The following is a 19,863-nucleotide window of genomic DNA, read 5'->3' as shown; positions in this document are numbered from 1 at the left end:
CATGATGAAGTTGTTTTGAAGTGATACATTTTGAACAATTGCTTCACTTCAAGTAAACTAGAGGTAATGGACTTTTTGGCGGAAGGAAGCAACTATATGATTTTTGAAAAGCAAATTAACGCATTAGAAGAAACACAAGCACTTGCAATGCGTTTGGCTGCATTAGTGGAGCCACAATATGTCATTACACTTGAGGGTGATTTAGGGGCTGGAAAAACGACATTTACGCAAAGCTTTGCAAAAGGGTTAGGCATTAAGCGTACAGTCAACAGTCCAACATTTACGATTATGAAGCAATATGAGGGACGACTTCCGTTAAACCATTTAGATGTCTATCGCTTAGAAAATAGTGATGAGGATTTAGGTTGGGATGAAATCTTTTACGGCGATGCGGTTACAGTTGTGGAGTGGGCGCACTTAATTGAAGCGGATTTACCAACTGAGCGTTTAGCAATTGAGATTACCCGTATTGACGATCAGAAAAGAAAATTTGTATTTAAACCAATGGGCACAAAATATGTCCATCTGTGTGAGGAGCTAGTAAAATGATTTGGTTAGGAATTGAAACAGCAAATGCACCGCTTTCTGTAGCAGTTGTGAATGATGGAAAAATAGTTGCAGAAGTTGTACAAAATATAAAATTAACACATTCAGTTGGTGCGATGCCAGCGATTGAAGAAGTAATAAAAAAGGCAGGAATTGAGGCATCTCAAATTGATGCAATTGCCGTATCTAAGGGACCTGGTTCATACACAGGTGTTCGAATTGGCGTAACATTAGCGAAAACACTTGCTTGGTCATTGCAAAAGCCTTTAGTAGGTGTATCCAGCGTAAAAGCATTAGCTGCGAATGCTCGTATTGCAAATATTACTATTTGTGCGTTATTTGATGCACGTCGTCAAAATGTCTATGCTGGTGTTTATGAAGGTGGAACGTTAAATACATTAATTGAAGATTATCATGACCATATTGATGGCTTATTAGAAAAGTTAAAGGCATTAGACAGTAAGGTATTATTTATTGGTACTGATGTATCATTGTATTATGAGAAGATCAAAGAAGTTCTTGGTGAAAATGCTTTACGTGTCCCATCTACACTAGATCTACCGCGTGCTTCAGAGTTAATCGCAATTGCTGAAAAAGAGGAGCTACCATCTATTGATGCTACGCATAATTTAGTGCCCGAATATCGTCGTTTAGCTGAGGCTGAGGCTAATTGGATTAAAGAACAGAAGAAGGAGCGTCTGTAATGGTTGTTTATCGTAAAATGACAATTGCCGATGTAGAATCGGTGCATGCAATCGAACTAGCAACTTTCCCAACGCCCTGGACATTAGATTCTTTCTACTATGAAATGACAGAAAATCAATTTTCTCATTATTTAGTAGCAGAAGATGAAACGGGTAAAATTATTGGCTTTTGCGGCGTTTGGCTTGTCATCGATGCGGCACAAATTACAAATGTGGCGGTTGTAGAATCTGTTCGTGGGCAAGGTATTGGTGAAGGCTTAATGCGTGAGGCGCTACGTGTTTCAAAGGAAGCCAATATGGACGTTATGAGCTTAGAAGTACGTGTAACAAATACAGTAGCACAGAATTTATATCGCAAGCTTGGTTTCCAAGATGGTGGCATCCGTAAAAGCTACTATACAGACAATCAAGAAGATGCGTTAGTCATGTGGGTGAATTTATAATGGATAACTATATATTAGCAATAGAAACAAGCTGTGATGAAACGGCCGCAGCGGTCATTAAAAATGGGACAGAAATCATTTCAAATGTAGTCTCGTCACAAATTGAGAGTCATAAGCGTTTTGGTGGAGTCGTACCTGAAATCGCATCTCGTCATCACGTAGAGCAAGTGACAATCGTTTTAGAAGAAGCATTAAAAGAAGCGAATATGACACCAAAGGAATTAACAGCAGTTGCTGTAACAGAAGGTCCTGGTCTTGTAGGAGCGCTATTAATCGGCATTAACGCAGCAAAAGCATTTGCATTTGTAAATGGGTTACCACTGGTAGGAACACATCATATAGCAGGACATATTTATGCGAACAATTTAGTGCAGCCAATGGAATTTCCATTACTAGCCCTTGTCGTATCAGGGGGACATACAGAGCTTGTATTAATGCGTGACCACGGTTCATTTGAAGTCATTGGAGAAACGCGTGATGATGCAGCAGGAGAAGCGTATGATAAAGTTGCACGTGTGTTAAATATGCCGTATCCAGGTGGTCCTCATATTGACCGTCTTGCACATGAGGCAACAGAAGCGGTGACCTTCCCACGCGTTTGGTTAGAAGAAGGTTCATATGATTTTAGCTTTAGTGGGTTAAAATCAGCGGTTATTAATTACAAGCATAATATGGACCAACGCGGTGAGGAAATTATTCCACAGCAAGTTGCAAAAGGTTTCCAAGATAGTGTTGTGGAAGTATTAACAGGCAAAACTTTGCGTGCTGCACGTGAATATGGGGTAAAACAAGTTATTGCAGCAGGCGGTGTGTCAGCTAATAAAGGATTACGTACGTCTCTAGAGGTGGCTTTCAAAGAAGAGGGAATACCTTTTTATGTACCACCCCTAAAATTATGTACTGATAATGCAGCCATGATTGGGGCTGCAGCTTATCAAATGTATGAAGCGGGTATTCGTGGCGATTTAGCGATGAATGGCCGACCGGGTATGGAGCTAAAAAGCTGGAAATAATATTGAACAATAATGCATGAGCAAATGGAGGAGAAATATCCATTTGTTTATGCATTTTTTTTTTTTTTTATGTGAGGAAAATATAATGGTGATAAATCGATGTATTAGAATAATAAAACGAGGTCGAAATAAGTAGTTTATGATAAAAAATTCTTTTTAATAACAATTTTTTAGTTAATGAAAAACTTTTCTGAAAAATTATCCACAGAAAACATAAATTACCCCCAAAAAAATGTGCGAACATGCGTACTTATACACAAAGTGTGGATAACCTGTGGAAAACATGTGATTTATCTATATATAGTAGCTAGTTTTACACAGAAAGGACTATGAAAAATAAATTTCAATTGTGGATAATGTGGAAAACTATGTTGATATGTTGATATCACTGCATTTGTTTTGTGAATAACATTGTGGAGATTTCTGTAGAAAAATTGTATATTGACCAACATATATGACGAAAATAGTCGAAAGAGGTTTGAAGTTCTTAATATTATGGAATAGTAATCTTTAATGTGTGAATTCCATATAAGGATGGAAACTTAAAAGGATGCATTAGGAGGAAAATCGATGAGTTATTTAAAAGAACGAAACAAAATGATCGGTCTTTTAGTTGGTGGACTAATTTTCACTATTGTTGTGCTGTATGGATTAAGTATTACAGGAAACGGCTATTTTATCGCGTCATTTAGTGGCTTATTCATCGTACTTGCACTAATTTGTTATCCACTTGCGATTGTTTACGGGCATAGTCAAATTGTTGATGTTTTTCAAAGCATTCGAATAGGTGCGCGTCAGCCATTTCGAGCAAAGACAACTAATTCACCATTTAACCCTTTGTTTACTGTGATAAATTTTATTATGGCGTTATTTACAGTCATTTTCTTTGGATGGATTTACGGGGCATATACGGCGTATCAAAAATTACAAATGATGAAAAGCTTCCATATAAAATAAAAGGAGAACGTTGTGCATCAAGCCAACGTCCTCCTTTTGCTTTATAACTGTTCAAGTGCTTCGTTTAATTCAAGCCACTCGAGTTCAAATGCCTCGTGCTGTTCTTTCGTTTCATTTAATTCAGTTTGGATTGCTAAAGCTTTTTCATGATCAGAGAAAATGTCAGGGTCACATAGTTGTGCTTCCAACTGAGTAATAGATTCATCTAAAGTGCTCATATTTTTCTCGATTTCTTCAATGGCGCGGCGAATTTGGCGTTCGCGTTTTTTCGCATCTTTATCAATCATGGAAGTAGATTTCGTTTGAGGTGCGTCTATTGACTTCGCTTCCGTTGCAGCAGCTTTCATCGCAGCTAGCTCCTCAAGTTCCTGTTTCTTCTCAACATAGTAATCATAGTCTCCTAAGTATTCGAAAGAGCCTGTACCTGAAAGCTCGACTACTTTTGTTGCGATGCGGTTAATAAAGTAACGGTCATGCGAAACGAATAAAAGAGTACCCGGATAATCGATTAGCGCATTTTCTAAAATTTCCTTACTGTCTAAATCTAAATGGTTTGTCGGCTCATCCAGTACGAGGAAGTTCGATTTTTGCATCATCAGTTTTGCTAGTGCAAGACGTGCTTTTTCGCCACCTGATAATGAATTGACGGTTTTTGAAACATCATCGCCACTAAATAAGAAACGTCCTAAAATATTGCGAATATCTTTTTCGTTCATCGACGGCCATTCATCCCAAAGTTCGCTTAACACGGGCTTGTTGGAATGTAACTTGGCTTGTTCTTGATCGTAGTAGCCAATTTGGACATTTGTCCCGTAACGAATTTCTCCGTTTAAAGCTTCTAAATCCTTCACCACTGTTTTAAGTAACGTCGATTTACCGACACCGTTTGGACCAACTAAAGCGATACGATCTTCACGGAACACACGTAATTCAATATTATTAGAGATTTCCTTGTTTGGATAGCCAATTGCCAGTTCATCAATGGAAAGTACGTCATTACCGCTTTGACGGTCAATCGTGAAACCAAAGTTTGCGCTTTTTTCATCGCCATCAGGAGAATCCATCCAGTCTGTTTTTTCTAATACTTTGCGGCGAGACTGTGCCATTTTTGTTGTCGATGCGCGCGCTAAGTTCTTTTGAACAAAGGTTTCAAGCTTGGCTTTCTCGTCCATTTGACGTTCAAACATTTTCATGTCACGTTCATAGTTTTTTGCTTTTTCATCTAAATAGCCACTGTAGTTCCCAACATATTTTGAAACTTTTGTGCGCGACACCTCATAAACGATTGAAACGACTTGGTCTAAGAAGTAACGGTCATGAGAAACGATTAAAATTGCGCCATCATAGCCCTTCAAATAGCTTTCTAACCAAGATAATGTTTCGATATCTAAATGGTTCGTCGGCTCGTCCAAAATAAGTAAATCTGGTTTTGAGAGTAAAAGCTTGGCTAAAGCCAGACGCGTACGTTGACCGCCTGAAAGGGACTGAATTGGCTTAGTATAGTCTTCAGGGAAAAACTGCATGCCATGTAAGACAGAGCGTGTATCTGCTTCGTATTGATAGCCCCCAGCCTCTTTAAAGTCATGCTGTAATTGGTCATACTCTGCCATCACACGTGCATATTGTTCACTATTTTCATATATGATTGGATCGGCCATCTGCTGTTCTAAATGACGGAGCTTCTTTTCTTGCTGATGAAGTGCACTGAAAATTGTCATCATTTCGTCCCAAATGGAAAGCTGCGAATCAATGCCAGCATGTTGCTCCAAATAACCGATACGTACATCTTTTGGAATAATAATTTCGCCAGAATCATAGCTCATTTGCCCAGCAATAATTTTTAATAATGTCGATTTCCCAGCACCATTGCGTCCTACTAACGCAACACGATCACGGTGCTGAACTTCTAATTTTACACCGCTCAAAATTTCGTCGGTAATAAAAGATTTATATAATTGATTTACTTGTAATACAATCATTTTTACACCTCTGTTTCTTCCTATTAGTTTAATGGATGAAACAGACACGTGCAACGATGGATACTTTACTTGTTGCTACTTGTTTAGTAAGATTAAAACGATTTCCAAATGTATGTAGGAGGAGAATGTGTGAAACCAGAAACAAAAATTCCACAAGCAACAACAAAAAGACTTCCTCTGTATTATCGATTTTTGAAAAACTTTGCAACTGAAGGTAAGAAACGAATTTCATCACAGGAATTAAGTGATGCGATGAAAATAGATTCTGCAACAATACGTCGTGATTTTTCTTATTTTGGCGCACTCGGTAAAAAAGGGTATGGGTATGATGTGCAGTACTTACTTGAATTTTTCCGACAAACGTTAGATCAAGATGAAGCGATGAATGTCGCTTTAATTGGGGTTGGAAACTTAGGAAATGGCTTACTAAAATACAACTTCCAAAAAAATCATAACACGCGAATTGTTGTCGCATTCGACACGAAGGCACCGGTTGAGGGAACAGTCATTAGTGATATTCCTGTATTTCATCCAGATCGTTTAGAGGAAATGTATGAGGAGTTTGGCGCGGAGTTAGCCATACTAACAGTGCCATCACGATCTGCACAAATGATGACAGACCGCTTAGTGAAGATGAATGCAAAAGGAATATTAAATTTCACGCCAGTGCGTTTATCTGTTCCAGATTCACTAAAGGTGATGAATATTGATTTATCGGTCGAATTGCAGGCACTTATCTACTTAGTACGAAATTCAGATTAGTAACAAATTGTTCACATTACTATAAATGGTAAATTCCCGTTAATTACTGTAAAATGTACATAATAATAGAGGAGGTGGCTAAAATGGTTGTGCATTTAAATGCGATTGGACCTACAAGCCTAATTATCATCGGATTGATTGCGTTATTAATATTCGGACCGAAAAAATTACCATCTTTAGGCCGCGCAATGGGAACAACTTTACGTGAGTTCCGTAGTGCTACAAAAGGTTTAACGGATGACGATGATGATATCGATTCGAAAAAAGCAGTTATTGAACATAAAGATAACGAAAAAAACGACATGAAGTAAATTAAGGATGTCTTAGTATGAATCCAAGTGAATTAAGTGTAATGGAACATGTAGAGGAGCTTCGAAAACGTCTCTTTTTTGTAGCGATATTTTTTGTGCTCGCTCTATTTGTCGGCTTTTATACGGCAAAGCCAATTATTCGACATATACAATTTAGTGACAATGCTAAAAATATTACGATGAATGCATTTAGTGTTTCCGATCCATTAACGGTCTATTTACAAGTGACTTTTATTGTTGCGGCCATAATTGTATCTCCGATTTTACTGTATCAGCTATGGGCATTTATAACGCCAGGCTTACATGAAACAGAGCGTAAAGCAACATTAAAATACATACCATATGCATTTGTACTCGGCATTGGTGGAATGGCATTTGCGTACTTTGTTTTATTTCCGTTTGTTATGCGATTTATGATTGGGTTAGCGGATGATTTAAGTATTACGCAAACGATCGGAATTAATGAATATTTCACGTTTTTATTTAAATTAATCATTCCGTTTGGACTTTTATTCCAATTACCTGTCGTCACATTATTTGTGGCGAGGCTCGGAATATTAAACCCAGCATTAATGGTGAAATTCCGTAAATATGCGTATTTCGTATTGATTGTTATTTCCGTATTACTTGCACCACCGGATTTAGTATCGAACATTATTATTGCGATTCCACTCTTTATTTTGTATGAAGCGAGTATTATAATTTCCCGTTTTGGTTACCGAAAATATGAGGCTGCAGAAGCGGCACGTATTCAGGAAGAGGAAGAGCACGAGCAAAATTTACAAGTAGAAGAATTACTTGAACAACAACGACGCCAAATCGAACAAATGAATCAATAAACGAAACGCTGTCTTCTAATGAAGATAGCGTTTTTTGATGTAAAAAAACCTCGCTAATTAATTAGCGAGGGGAAAAATGCTACATTTGAAATTTATCGGCATTCATTTGGACGAATGTAACAAAACCATTTAGTAGCATATGGGCGATAATTGGGGTAATGATTCGTTTCGTTCTATTGTAAAGAAATGCGAAAATCATTCCGCAAATTGTATACAGTAAAATATGTGTGAAATCTAAATGGATTGCAGCAAATACGATGGCACTAATAATACTGGCAATCCAGAAGTTATAACTTTGGATAATCGAACCGAAAATAACACGGCGGAATACAAGTTCTTCTAAAATGGGGCCAAAAAATACCGTCGCCACAATCATGATCGGCGCTACCTTTGTGACATCCATGATATCTTGTGTATTTTCAGAGCCCATGTCAATGCCAAGTACAAGCTCGATGTATGACCCAATCGTTTGTCCGAGAAACACGAGGAAGAAACCGATGACACCCCAGCCAATGGAAGCACCAATAGATGCTTTTTCTCCGTTAAAGATATTCCAAAACTGCTTATTCCGTGAAATTAAAAGCAAGCTCACCATAAATGCAATAGCAAATGATATGGTAGACCACCATGCAGAAAGTTTAATTAGTTGTTCTCTTTCTGTTGGTGCAGAAATATATTGTAAGATGAACTCTTTTAAGTCAGGAATCAAAATGAGAATAAGCACGGATAACTGACATATGATATAAGTAAGTAAAACATAAAATGCGGTTCTCTGTGTTTTGAACTTGGGTGATGAAGTTGACGTCACGTGTAATTACCTTCTTTCTATAGTTACGATAAAAACATACTTTCTTATATTGTAGTGGAAATTGGAAATAAAACAAAATTTTTTAGTGTTGTGACTTGCAAAAAAATAGGGAATTCATTAAACTAGTACTTATGTTAGCACTCTTTGTTATAGAGTGCTAAAAAGAAAAATTTTAGGAGGTTGTTCACTTGTTAAGACCATTAGGAGATCGCATCATTATTGAGCTTGTTGAGGTAGAGGAAAAAACTGCTTTCGGTATTGTATTACCTGACTCAGCAAAGGAAAAACCACAAACTGGTAAAGTTGTGGCAGTAGGTACAGGTCGTGTTCTTGACAACGGCACTCATGCCCCGCTTGACGTAAAAGTAGGCGACGAAATCATCTTCTCTAAATTCTCTGGTACAGAAGTGAAGTACGATGGCGTAGAATACTTAATTTTACGTGAAAGCGACGTACTAGCTATTATCGGGTAATCCAAAACTTTAAAACCAAATTGCAGTCAGCGTATACATAGGAAATTTTGCTGGCTGCCTATCTTATGACTATTAACAAATAAAAAATATATCGTAAAAATTAGGAGGAAAATGAATTATGGCAAAAGATATTAAATTCTCAGAAGAAGCACGCTCATTAATGGCGGCTGGTGTAGATAAATTAGCAAACGCTGTAAAAGTAACATTAGGACCTAAAGGACGTAACGTCGTTTTAGAAAAAAAATTCGGTTCACCTTTAATTACAAATGATGGTGTATCTATCGCGAAAGAAATCGAATTAGAAAATGCTTTTGAAAACATGGGTGCTAAATTAGTAGCGGAAGTAGCTTCTAAAACAAATGAAATCGCGGGTGACGGTACAACAACTGCAACCGTATTAGCACAAGCTATGATTCGTGAAGGCTTAAAAAACGTAACAGCTGGTGCTAATCCAGTAGGTATCCGTAAAGGTATGGATAAAGCAGTAGCAGCAGCTTTAACCGAATTACAAGCAATTTCTCGTCCAGTAGAAAATAAAGAATCAATCGCACAAGTAGCATCAATCTCTTCAGGTGATGAAGAAATCGGAAGCTACATTGCAGACGCTATGGAGCGCGTAGGCAACGACGGCGTAATTACAATTGAAGAATCTAAAGGGTTTACAACTGAACTGGATGTAGTAGAAGGTATGCAATTTGATCGTGGTTATGCATCACACTACATGGTAACAGACACAGATAAAATGGAAGCGGTTCTTGATAACCCATACATTTTAATTACAGATAAAAAAATTGCGAGCATTCAAGAAATCTTACCAGTATTAGAACAAGTGGTTCAACAAGGTCGTCCTATCTTAATCATCGCTGAAGATGTTGAGGGTGAAGCGTTAGCAACACTTGTTGTGAATAAATTACGTGGTACATTCAACGCGGTAGCAGTAAAAGCACCAGGCTTTGGTGACCGTCGTAAAGCAATGTTAGAAGATATTGCGATTCTTACAGGTGGTCAAGTTATCACACAAGATCTTGGGTTGGATTTAAAAACAGCTGACTTAACTTCTTTAGGTCGCGCCGTGAAAGTTATCGTATCTAAAGATAATACAACAATCGTAGAAGGCGCTGGTAATACAGACGCAGTAGCAGGACGTGTGAACCAAATTCGTGCCCAGCTTGCGGAAACAACTTCAGAATTCGATAAAGAAAAATTACAAGAGCGCTTAGCGAAATTAGCAGGCGGTGTAGCAGTGATTAAAGTAGGTGCTGCAACGGAAACTGAATTAAAAGAGCGTAAATTACGTATTGAAGATGCATTAAACTCTACACGCGCGGCAGTAGAGGAAGGCATCGTATCAGGCGGTGGTACAGCCCTTCTTAACGTATACGGCGCAGTATCAAACATTTTAGATACAGTAGAAGGCGATGTAGCAACAGGCGTGAAGATCATCTTACGTGCATTAGAAGAGCCAGTTCGTCAAATTGCTGAAAACGCAGGTCTTGAAGGTTCAATCATCGTGGACCGCTTAAAACGTGAAGAAATCGGTATCGGCTTCAACGCAGCAACAGGCGAATGGGTAAACATGATTGATGCTGGTGTAGTTGACCCTGCTAAAGTAACTCGCTCAGCATTACAAAACGCTGCATCTGTAGCTGCTCTATTCTTAACAACAGAAGCAGTAGTAGCAGATATCCCAGAAGCAGGCGGCGGTATGCCAGATATGGGTGGCATGGGCGGCATGCCAGGAATGATGTAATAAGCCTGTCAAACCCTTGATATAGCTGGGTTTGTATGTAAGGTGAAAGTGATTTGCTAACATTTTGCTAACATTATAGCAATTAATCGAAGCGTCTCATGAGTTGTGCAAACTTATGGGATGCTTCTTTTTTCATTTCTTTCGTAATATGCAGGTAAATGTTTTTGGTGATTTGATCATCAGCGTGGCCGAGTCTGTCCATAATCTGTTCGAGTGCTACACCTGCCTCTGCCAATAGTGACGTATGTGTATGTCGCAGGGAGTGCGGTGTTAAGTCTGTATTCAAATCGGCCAGAGCTAGTAACCTAGCCATCCGGAGTTGTACCATTTTGATGACCATTGGGTAACCGGGATGACGCGTTGTTTTAGCAAAAATGAAGTCTTGTTGAATATAGACATCACCCAATTGGAGTATTATCCTTTCTTGATTTTCTTTGTGTTGACGTAACGCGCGGATCACAACCTCATCCACGACGATTTTTCTTCTAGAGGTTTTCGTTTTGGGTGTAACTAATTGAAACTGTACCGAATTATTATTGGGATTGTAATACGTTTTCGTTATTCGGATTGTCTGTTGTTCAAAATCAACATCTTGCCATTTAAGAGCAACGAGTTCACCTACACGAATGCCTGTATAGGAAAGAACAAGAAACATTAAGTAATCGAGTTCCAGTCCGTGTAGCTGTGCGGTTTTTAAGAACAATGCCAACTCTTCCTTTTCCAAATACTTAGGGATTTCCTCTACCTCTAATTGCTCAATCGATTTTTTATCTTTTTTCAGATAGGCAAACTCAGTAGGGTCTTTCTTAATCAGCTCAAATTCTAATGCTTTTCGGAAAATCATCCTCCCTGTTCGATGTATTCCTCCCCTAGTACTATCAGAATAGCCTTGGTCCTTTAAATGGTTTAGCGCATCTTGATAGTGTTTTCTGGTAATGTCTTTAAGTTTCAAATGTGCAAAATAGAGCATTAACTTTGAAATTTCATGCAGTCTGACGCGTATGGTTCCGGGTTTCACTTCATTTACTTCTTTGTAAATGGAGAGCCATTCTTTTGCAAAAGCACTAAACGTTTGATCTGACTCCTCGATATACGTCTCGTGGTTTAGCTCATGCAAAAGAGTTGTAGCTGCTTGAATAGCGTCCTCTTTAGAATTAAAACCACTCCGTACCTTTTGCTTCCGTTTCCCAGTCATCGGATCTACGCCAATATCAATCGTAAAAGCCCATTTGGAACCACAAGTACATTTTTTCTTCTTGCATGTGCAACCCCTCTTGTAATAATGTCCTTTCATTTCATTGAATGACCTCGCTTTCTACCTTATTCGTCTTACAACATGCATTATCTCCATTTAAAAAGTTAAGAATGCATGGAAATTAGAAAGACGAGTAATTTGCAGAACAATGAGTACTAAGTTTATTAGCCATATTCATCAACGGTTCATATTTTGGGAATAAAGGTCTTTTATACACTGTTATTAAACGATGCTAGAAACGTAAAAAGCAGACGATTTAGAAGCGCGATAATGCACTTTTAAATTGTCTGCTTTTACAATGATTTCTCGAATGAACCGAGCTATAAGTTTATTTAGTTAATGTTTTTTTTAGTGTCATCTAAAGTGATGAAATGGATTCGATTCGCAATCATTGCATCCTTAAATCCATATAAAAACGCACTATTACGAGAAATACGAGAGAACTCTTTAGCGACGATTACATCAAATATCTTTTCTTGTGCATCTTTAATTAAACGTTGAATACCTGCACGATTTGAATCAGAGCCAGATTCTTCATCTGTATATATATCGTATAATTCCCAGCCCTTCTCATTAACATAGTTTTTGAATAAATTATTTATCTTGGCCCAATCTTAACAGAGTTTTAAAAAGTATACAAAACAAACCTAATAAACGTTAAATTGCTTCTCTGACAATTATTCCTCTTTCTAATTAGCATTGCATAAATTTATCTTGTAAGGGGAAAATGTTTAGAAAAAGGAGAAGTAAAATGAAAAATAATAAACATCGACTATTTATATTACTAACCTTGACACTTATTTTTTCCATTACTTACCTAAATTTAAGCAGTAAGGGTTCGGCAGAAAATATACTGAAGCCAATTGACATTAATATTGAACAAGTTGAAGTAAGAGACTTAAAAAATCAAGATACAAATGAAGGTGAAGGCAAAGTTGTTTTTAGTCTTAAAACTGACTTTGTTAGTTTAACAAATTTCTTAGGCATAACAGAGGAAGAATACTTTAAGCTGAAAAAAAATTACAGTATGCTTGAAATTGCTGAGAAGCAAAACATTAGTAAAGACGAGTTATTTAATTACTTAGTTAGTAAACACTTTGAAGCTTTAGATGCTCATTATAAAGAAGGGAAAATAGAGCTTTCGTTTATAATGAATTATATCCTTCGTTTGAAAGAGGACACTGAATTTGTTATGAATGCAAAATCAATAAAATAAATTAAAATTTAATACTCGAATGAGTAAGTTTAAAACCAGCGTTTTATATAGACGGAGAAATAAATGTACTATATTTTTACTTACTAACTAACAATGGCGTTGATATTCAAGGAGGATTTAACGCTTTTTGTTTTTTATTCGTTCGTGCCTTAAGAGGGCATTGTTTATCAGCTTTTTATGTTAGCTTTAGTTGAACAACGCTCTTCAACAAAACGGGCGCGATTGTTGAAGAAGCGTCTCTACTTTCATTAAAGATTTATGCAATATAAATCTTAATACCGTTTCCAAATGAAAGCTTGGTAATAAATAAAAAAGGTACAAACTTTAGTGTTGTACCTTTTTCTATTGAAGAGTATATATTTAAGTGCTATTTATAAATTTTAATTCAAAAGAGATACTTGAAATACTTTATTTTAGCTTCTGTCTTGAGATTATTAAAGAGTTTTTCATAAAAAAAAAACTAAGCCGAAATATTATTCATTAAATTACTGAATTTAATTGCAGCTGCACTCTTCCGAACAGATGTAATATGCAAATAAATATTTCGTGTCGTTGCATCATCTTGATGGCCTAAACGCTCCATTATTTCGTCTAAATCGACACCAGCTTCTGCTAAAAGAGATGTATGTGTATGACGTAGTGAGTGCGGTGTTACTTTAAGATTTAAGGCAGTCAACTTTAATAACCGTTTCATTCTATTTTCTATAAGTTTAATTAAAATAGGGTATCCAGGATATTTGTTCGTATTTGCGAATATAAACTGTTCATCGTCATAACTATCGCCCAAATGTTTAATAAGCTGCTGTTGCTCTTTGTAATGCGTTTTAAATAGGCTCATTATAAATTCATCCACGACTATAGTACGGCGAGATTTTTTTGTTTTAGGAGGAAGAAGTTTATATTTCTTCGTATTGTTTTTTGGATTATAGCAGGTTTTCGTAATACTAATCGTATTGTTAGTGAAATCTATATTCCTCCATTTCAAAGCGACTAACTCACCGATCCTCATTCCTGTATAACTCAAAGTGAAAAAGATTAATATATCAAGATATAACCCTTTTTCTTTCACGGTTTTTAGGAATATAGCAAGCTCGTCCTTTTCAAAGTAAATAGGTAATTCATCTTCATCCATTTCAATAATTTCTTGCTGTTCACGTTGTACATAAGCATCTGCTGTAGGATTAACTTTAATAAATTGTTTACTTGCAGCGAGTTTAAACAGCATTTTAGCCGTAAAGTGAATACCATTGAGCGTACTTTTGCTATATCCTTTTTGTGTTAAATCATCAATAGCGTCCTGGTAAAGATCTTTTGAAATGTCTTTAAGAGATGCATAGGTAAAATAAGGTAGCAGTTTATGAATATAATACTTTCTTAATCGAAGTGTACTTTCTTTTGGGTTTACCTTTTTCGTATATTCAAGCAACCATGTATCAATGAAATCTTTAAATGGAATACCGGACTCAGAAAAGTAAGTTCCATGATTAATCTCATTAATTAAGGAAGTGACTGCAATTTCTGCCTCTTCTTTGGTTTTAAAGCCACTTAAAGTTTTTTGCTGTCGTTTACCTGTCTGCAGATTCTTCCCAATGTCGATGACAACAGACCAAGTTTTATCGCATGTGCAATTTTTTGTTACGCATTTACAACCTCGTTTTTTAAAATGACCTTTCATAATTATCTAATCTCCCTTATGAGTTAATTTTGTTTTTTATCTGTAATCCATGTTTGTAAATCGGATTTTAATACGCGTTTAGAAGCACCGATTTCAAAATTAGGAATACCACCATCTGCTGGATTTAGTTGAAACAGTTCATAAATTCTCCGACGCGAGATGCCTAAAAATAGAGCAATGTGCTGCGCGCTTAAAATGTCGGGTAGTGATTCCCATGTTAAATAAGCTTTTGTGTTTTTCATTTCAAACAAATCCTTTCAAAATACAATGAGTTATTAATAATTTGAATAAAAAAACCGCAACAGAAATAGATCACATAAAAATGTGAACCAAATCTCGTTACGGTTTTCGTTTATAGAGAATTATTCAATTAGTGTTAATCATTATATCTGCATTTTTTGATATTCGAAGAGCGATTTTAAATTAAAATGAAATTTTTCGGTTTTGGAACCAGTATTTAAATTATATATTCGGTTTTCTAACCACTATAGTATCCTAAAGTGGTCAGAAAACCGATTAAACTTTAGCTAAAGCCTTTGAAATAAAGGGCTTTACTAAATGTGAGTTTTCAAATTTATGAAGACTATTTTATTATTTCGGTTTTCTAACCAGTAGCTTAGAAATTAATTCGGTTTTTCAACCAGAAAGTTTTCTAATGCAACAAAAGGTGTTAAACGAAAATCAATTGTTAAATCACAATCTTTTTGGAAATCAATTTGAATCTTATTGATGAAGCTAAGACTAAAAATTCTTCTTTCGGTATTCGATAAATTATAAATATGACTTTGTAAAAGCATATCGAGTGTTTTATTAAATCCGCTATCATTCAACAGCTCATCGATAGTATTAATTAAAGAATTGTATTCATCTTTTTTTGTTTTAAAATACAGAATTGATTCATTAAAAGAATTCATTAAAGCTTCTTTATTCGGATTATTACTTTGCTGTAGAAGTCCGAGCTTTTCATGGTGAGCTTTTAATTGATGAATTACAGTTTCTTTTAATTCATGGAATTTTATCTGCCAACTATATAACTGTTCATAAGCATTTTTAATTAGTTTTTCTTTTTGAGTACTAATACCATTTGTAAGTTCATGAAACACTGCTTCATGAACGATTTCGATATTAACACTCTCTTTGCATGAGGCACACTTGTAAACTAAGTATTGTTTACTCTTTCCTCGTGGGGAATTATCTTTTGCTACTAAAGTAGAGCAACAATTTTTACATTCTAATAAATCGCGGAAATAAAATGGTGTATCCATTTTTCCATACTTTTTCTTGAGTTCCAAGCTTTGTTTACTAAGATGCAACATAGTTGGTCCAACAATAGACTTGTGAGTGTTTGTAAAAGTAAAAACCTCTTTATTGCTATGCCATTGTAAAATACCATCATAAGCAGGGTTATTTAATATATAACTGATCGTGCTGCCATGCCAAGTAGTTATTTTCTTCGTAACGATATTAGCGTTATTTAAATAAGTTGCAATTGTTTGATGTGAATGTCCCCAAATGGCGAGGTAGTAAATTAATAAAACTACGCGAAAGTCTTTATTAGGGACTAAATTACCTTCCACTATTTCATAGCCTGTCGGTATTCTTGAACCAGGTCGAGATAGGTTTTTTTCTTTTAAAATCTCAGATTGAGTATCTTTAGCACGAACAGATTTTATTTGAGACTCTTCATTTGCAAAAACGAATTTAGCTTGGACTAATGGATTATTTGGATCCCATTCTCCTTCAGTTTGTGTGCTATAAAATTTAACATGTGGAAACTGCTCTTTGATATGTGAGTAAACAGAAAAATAAAAATCTGTAATCTGTCGAGTTAAACGAGATTCCTCATAGAAACATAAGGCCTCAGCCCCATTTTGTATTTGTTCAATAACTTGTTGCATACCTTTACGAGATTCAATCTTTTTAGAGTAGGCACTAGTTGATTCATCAATACACCATCTTACAATTTCAAGATTGTTACGCTCAGCAAACATTAAAATTTGTGCTTTTTGTATCTCGATGGAATGATTACCTTTTTGCTTCTCATCTGAAAAACGTATATAGGCTACAGTTTTGTAAGCAGTAATATTATTATTTAACATTAAGTTACTCCGTTTTCTGTTGCTGTAAGAAATAATGTAATTGAGGTGAAATCATGTCCAACATGAATATCTTCTACAAGTAATGTAGCTATATTTATTAAATCTTCAGTACTTAAAGTTAAATTGAATGAATTTAAATAATCTGTTAAGGTTTTTATTTCTTCAATTAAGTTGTCTATCATTGTAATTTCATCTAATGTTATTGAAATTGAGTTTTTTAATAAATCGAGTGTTGCTAAAGATTTATCGTATCGTGCATCTACAGAATCGAATGATGAAGTTAAATCTAATAGAGCATTTTGGTAATTATTTTTTAGTTGCTTTAATTGTTGTTCTAACGCTACTTTTTCGCCTTTTAAAGTATTAACTGCAATTTTACGTAAATGAGAGTGTTTAAATTTTAGTAACTCTTCATGTAAAGTTAGTGAAATTTGCTGATTATATTCTACAATTGAGATTTCTACTTTCTTATGACCGTTACTGCAATAAATTTGACCGGAATCTAAAGGATGCTGTCGTTTCACTTTCATTGTATTTTTACAATAGTCGCATTTTGGTAACTTGTACATTAGTGTAGGTGTTAGGTTTAAGGCATTATTAAAGTCTTTTAAATACGTATCAATGATGCTATTTACTTTTTTGAAAGAGCTTAAATCTGTTAAAGGTTCTACATGTGATAACTTTTGAAACAACTCATTTTTCTGGAAGTAACCAGCGTAAAAAGAATTTGTTAATACCTTTATTTTCTGCTCAAACTTAAATGGATGTTTTTCAATCAAAAAATCGATAAACATCTCTGCCGATGTAATACTAGCAGCTTTTTCAAATAATGAACGAACCACATCAGCTTTTTCAGGGTTAGCAGTATAAGTGACTAAGCCTTCGTTCTTATTACGTATATAACCAAAAATATTAGAAGGATATTGCTTACGAACATCATCTGTACGACTTTTAATGCTATTACCTTCCATTTGTGCGAAGATACCATAAAATGATTCTAATGCTAGGTTATTTGAAAATGGTGGTTCATCCGAAGCTGTAAAAATTACTTCAAGATTATAATTAATAAATAATTTTGCTAGCTCAGAATACTCATAAAAGTTTCGCGCAAGTCTGTCTCGTTTATAAACAATTACTTTGTGTGCTTTGTCAGCTTTAATTTGTTTTATTAGCTTATTTAATCCTTTTCTATCATACATAGATAGTTTTGTTGCTGATACATCATGATCATCGATAAATTGAACTTCACTTGAATCGATATTTTCACGTTCTAAATACTGTTTTGCGAGACTAATTTGCATTGAAAGACTTTGCGCTGCAGAACTAACTCGACTGTAAACAATAATATATTCTTCTTTACTCATATCTACTCCTCGCTTTTCATTAATAACAGATGGAGTTTTGTAATATCTTTACCGATAATTTCTTGAATTAATATCGATTCGATATACTTCTCAATCCACATAGCAGATTCTCTAGAAAGTTCGTTTGAGTAACTAACCTTCACAACTCTACAAAGCTTAGACATATCAATTCCTCCCTTCAATGGTTTTACAAAACAATTCCCATAAATAGGAGGAAATATACATTTAAATGTCTAAAGTTAGTTGTATGCCGACTGAATATTTTTTCTTACTGCTATTACGCTTCCAATAAACTTTTCTAGGTGAATAAAATGCGAATTTATACTTCTTGATGTTCTTGTTCATAAAGATAGAGCTGGATAAAAATTTGAATTACAGTCTCAGAGATATCTTCATTAGTTTTTGCTAACAAAGCCTCCTTGAAATTATTATTATCCAAGCACAAACCCTCCTTTCTAAAAAAAGTGTAAATATAATAGCTTTGATTTCTATTCGTTCTAACAGGACTAAAGACTTATTTGTTAGTGTTAGAATTTAAAAAGTATGAGAATATATAAAAAAGATGTTGAACCCAGGGGATCAACATCTTTTATTATTACTTGAATTTCGCAAAGTACCTTTGCTCTGCTTCATAACGGATCTTTTGTTGTGCGGGTATGCAAATAGTTAGAAGAGCCAGGAATATAGAAAATAACCCTATTGCATTTGAAAAGTTAATAAAGGTGCATCGCTGTATGAACATCTGTATTTGATTGAATAACTCCCATTTTGAGAAATCAGCTAGTTTAAATGCTAGTAGACATAAGAATGTATAGTAACCGTAAATCGTTAAATTTATTCCATAGTGGAGTAATAGATACGCTATTTGCTTATCAACCGATAAAAAAGGTGCTAAATTTATTAATTTCACTTCTGCTGAGTTTTCTTTATCCCCGTGTGTCGGAAACATTTTCTTTAATCTCAAGTAGAAGATGTATTTTATTGACATGCTCAAACTTAAAAATCCAATAATGCAAAAAAATATTACAGAAATAATTGCCAGCATGTTTTGAAAAATTATGTGGTCGTTTATCATTTGCAGAAAAGATATAACAATAATCATTAAAAAAAATTGAGCGATATATAGAACCATTAAAACACAATATTTTGTTTTATAATTAGAAGTTCCACGTCTAATAGAGAAAAAAATGATTTGAACAATAGATACTAACATAAAGGCTAGTAAGAAATAGATTTTGATATCCCCTATGGTGTAAGGAACAGAGATAAAAATTAATAAAATGGTTTGTAGAAAAACTAAATAAAGTTCATAGCTAGATAGGTAATTTACTTTTGCTAAATTCATGGCATTTAAATTCATGAGTTTCAATTTTTATAACACTCCTAACAGACTATTTTCGCAACATATAGATTTATTTGTAAAAACATAACACAATATATTGTGTTGTGTACCTTGATTTTTCTGTAATATTCTATTAAAATGGATTATAATACCAATAAGAATGCATGTTCGAACTATTTTCTTGCATTTTGAAAACAAGGTAATTATAATCCGAATTACGTCTTTAATATTCAGAAAATATTTTTTAGTTTAAATTATTAGTCATTGAATTATCTCAAGATGAAAGGAGTAGTGCAATGGGTGATGAAAATAAAAAAAACTGTAGAT

Annotated in this window: 21 protein-coding genes; 11 read left to right on the top strand and 10 right to left on the bottom strand. The window is 35.0% G+C overall.

Annotation, left to right across the window (positions count from 1 at the left end):
- Positions 1-96: 96 nt before the first annotated feature.
- From tsaE to DCE79_RS16795, 5 genes are all read left to right on the top strand, one after another.
- Positions 97-549 (top strand): tRNA (adenosine(37)-N6)-threonylcarbamoyltransferase complex ATPase subunit type 1 TsaE, encoded by a 453-nt coding sequence (gene tsaE / locus DCE79_RS16815; RefSeq protein WP_108714110.1) that lies wholly within the window; start codon positions 97-99, stop codon positions 547-549.
- Positions 546-1,250, top strand: coding sequence for a tRNA (adenosine(37)-N6)-threonylcarbamoyltransferase complex dimerization subunit type 1 TsaB (gene tsaB, locus DCE79_RS16810; RefSeq protein ID WP_108714109.1), 705 nt, complete (start codon positions 546-548; stop codon positions 1,248-1,250). The genes tsaE and tsaB overlap by 4 nt, the downstream gene beginning before the upstream one ends.
- Complete coding sequence (gene rimI / locus DCE79_RS16805; protein ID WP_108714108.1) at positions 1,250-1,693, top strand: ribosomal protein S18-alanine N-acetyltransferase; 444 nt, start codon at positions 1,250-1,252, stop codon at positions 1,691-1,693. The genes tsaB and rimI overlap by 1 nt, the downstream gene beginning before the upstream one ends.
- Complete coding sequence (gene tsaD, locus DCE79_RS16800) at positions 1,693-2,706, top strand: tRNA (adenosine(37)-N6)-threonylcarbamoyltransferase complex transferase subunit TsaD (protein WP_108714107.1); 1,014 nt, start codon at positions 1,693-1,695, stop codon at positions 2,704-2,706. Before rimI ends, tsaD begins: the two co-directional genes overlap by 1 nt.
- Before the next feature lie 570 nt (positions 2,707-3,276).
- Positions 3,277-3,663, top strand: a complete 387-nt coding sequence (locus DCE79_RS16795) for a hypothetical protein (RefSeq protein WP_108714106.1) — start codon at positions 3,277-3,279, stop codon at positions 3,661-3,663.
- Between the two features lie 41 nt (positions 3,664-3,704).
- On the opposite strand, the gene DCE79_RS16790 is transcribed toward DCE79_RS16795, so the two are convergent.
- Positions 3,705-5,642 (bottom strand): ABC-F family ATP-binding cassette domain-containing protein, encoded by a 1,938-nt coding sequence (locus DCE79_RS16790; RefSeq protein WP_108714105.1) that lies wholly within the window; start codon positions 5,640-5,642, stop codon positions 3,705-3,707.
- A 129-nt stretch (positions 5,643-5,771) separates the two neighbouring features.
- Here DCE79_RS16790 and DCE79_RS16785 point away from each other — a divergent pair, with 129 nt between their 5' ends.
- The 3 genes from DCE79_RS16785 to tatC all read left to right on the top strand — a co-directional run bounded on the left by DCE79_RS16785 (position 5,772) and on the right by tatC (position 7,554).
- Positions 5,772-6,404 carry a redox-sensing transcriptional repressor Rex gene (locus tag DCE79_RS16785; RefSeq protein ID WP_108714104.1) on the top strand — a complete coding sequence of 211 codons (633 nt, stop codon included), beginning with the start codon at positions 5,772-5,774 and terminating at the stop codon, positions 6,402-6,404.
- Positions 6,405-6,487: 83 nt separating this feature from the next.
- Complete coding sequence (locus DCE79_RS16780) at positions 6,488-6,715, top strand: twin-arginine translocase TatA/TatE family subunit (RefSeq protein WP_108714103.1); 228 nt, start codon at positions 6,488-6,490, stop codon at positions 6,713-6,715.
- Between the two features lie 17 nt (positions 6,716-6,732).
- Positions 6,733-7,554 (top strand): twin-arginine translocase subunit TatC, encoded by an 822-nt coding sequence (gene tatC, locus DCE79_RS16775; RefSeq protein ID WP_108714102.1) that lies wholly within the window; start codon positions 6,733-6,735, stop codon positions 7,552-7,554.
- A 79-nt stretch (positions 7,555-7,633) separates the two neighbouring features.
- Here tatC and DCE79_RS16770 read toward each other — a convergent pair whose 3' ends face one another.
- On the bottom strand, positions 7,634-8,278 hold the full coding sequence (locus DCE79_RS16770) for a CPBP family intramembrane glutamic endopeptidase (protein WP_234417286.1): 645 nt from the start codon (positions 8,276-8,278) through the stop codon (positions 7,634-7,636).
- A 272-nt stretch (positions 8,279-8,550) separates the two neighbouring features.
- On the opposite strand from DCE79_RS16770, the gene groES reads away from it, so the two are divergent.
- Complete coding sequence (gene groES / locus DCE79_RS16765) at positions 8,551-8,835, top strand: co-chaperone GroES (RefSeq protein ID WP_108714100.1); 285 nt, start codon at positions 8,551-8,553, stop codon at positions 8,833-8,835.
- A 118-nt stretch (positions 8,836-8,953) separates the two neighbouring features.
- Positions 8,954-10,585, top strand: a complete 1,632-nt coding sequence (gene groL, locus DCE79_RS16760; protein WP_108714099.1) for a chaperonin GroEL — start codon at positions 8,954-8,956, stop codon at positions 10,583-10,585.
- 82 nt (positions 10,586-10,667) lie between these two features.
- Here groL and DCE79_RS16755 read toward each other — a convergent pair whose 3' ends face one another.
- Together DCE79_RS16755 and DCE79_RS19005 are read right to left on the bottom strand one after the other, a co-directional pair.
- A complete protein-coding gene (locus tag DCE79_RS16755; RefSeq protein WP_108714098.1) occupies positions 10,668-11,879 on the bottom strand; it encodes a site-specific integrase in 1,212 nt (403 codons plus the stop codon).
- A 293-nt stretch (positions 11,880-12,172) separates the two neighbouring features.
- A complete protein-coding gene (locus DCE79_RS19005) occupies positions 12,173-12,388 on the bottom strand; it encodes a recombinase family protein (protein WP_369916822.1) in 216 nt (71 codons plus the stop codon).
- Between the two features lie 203 nt (positions 12,389-12,591).
- Between DCE79_RS19005 and DCE79_RS16745 the strand changes: the two genes are divergently transcribed.
- Positions 12,592-13,056 (top strand): hypothetical protein, encoded by a 465-nt coding sequence (locus DCE79_RS16745; protein WP_108714097.1) that lies wholly within the window; start codon positions 12,592-12,594, stop codon positions 13,054-13,056.
- 460 nt (positions 13,057-13,516) lie between these two features.
- Here the strand turns inward: DCE79_RS16745 and DCE79_RS16740 are convergent, their stop codons facing one another.
- The 6 genes from DCE79_RS16740 to DCE79_RS16720 form a co-directional block, all read right to left on the bottom strand.
- Positions 13,517-14,731: a site-specific integrase gene (locus tag DCE79_RS16740; protein ID WP_108714096.1), complete on the bottom strand. Its 1,215-nt coding sequence runs from the start codon at positions 14,729-14,731 to the stop codon at positions 13,517-13,519.
- A gap of 23 nt (positions 14,732-14,754) precedes the next feature.
- Positions 14,755-14,973 (bottom strand): helix-turn-helix domain-containing protein, encoded by a 219-nt coding sequence (locus tag DCE79_RS16735; RefSeq protein ID WP_108714095.1) that lies wholly within the window; start codon positions 14,971-14,973, stop codon positions 14,755-14,757.
- 381 nt (positions 14,974-15,354) lie between these two features.
- Positions 15,355-16,830 carry a recombinase family protein gene (locus DCE79_RS16730; protein ID WP_108714094.1) on the bottom strand — a complete coding sequence of 492 codons (1,476 nt, stop codon included), beginning with the start codon at positions 16,828-16,830 and terminating at the stop codon, positions 15,355-15,357.
- Positions 16,830-18,194 carry a recombinase family protein gene (locus DCE79_RS16725; protein WP_108714093.1) on the bottom strand — a complete coding sequence of 455 codons (1,365 nt, stop codon included), beginning with the start codon at positions 18,192-18,194 and terminating at the stop codon, positions 16,830-16,832. Before DCE79_RS16725 ends, DCE79_RS16730 begins: the two co-directional genes overlap by 1 nt.
- A 2-nt stretch (positions 18,195-18,196) precedes the next feature.
- Entirely contained in the window at positions 18,197-18,358 is a 162-nt protein-coding gene (locus DCE79_RS18570; RefSeq protein WP_159083122.1) for a hypothetical protein, read from the bottom strand.
- 431 nt (positions 18,359-18,789) lie between these two features.
- Entirely contained in the window at positions 18,790-19,563 is a 774-nt protein-coding gene (locus tag DCE79_RS16720; RefSeq protein ID WP_108714092.1) for a hypothetical protein, read from the bottom strand.
- Positions 19,564-19,863 lie beyond the last annotated feature (300 nt).

The sequence above is a fragment of the Lysinibacillus sp. 2017 genome (genome assembly GCF_003073375.1).
Taxonomy (GTDB): domain Bacteria; phylum Bacillota; class Bacilli; order Bacillales_A; family Planococcaceae; genus Solibacillus.
The sequence above is the reverse complement of the archived record's forward strand: the minus strand, read 5'-3'. Positions and strand labels throughout refer to the sequence as shown.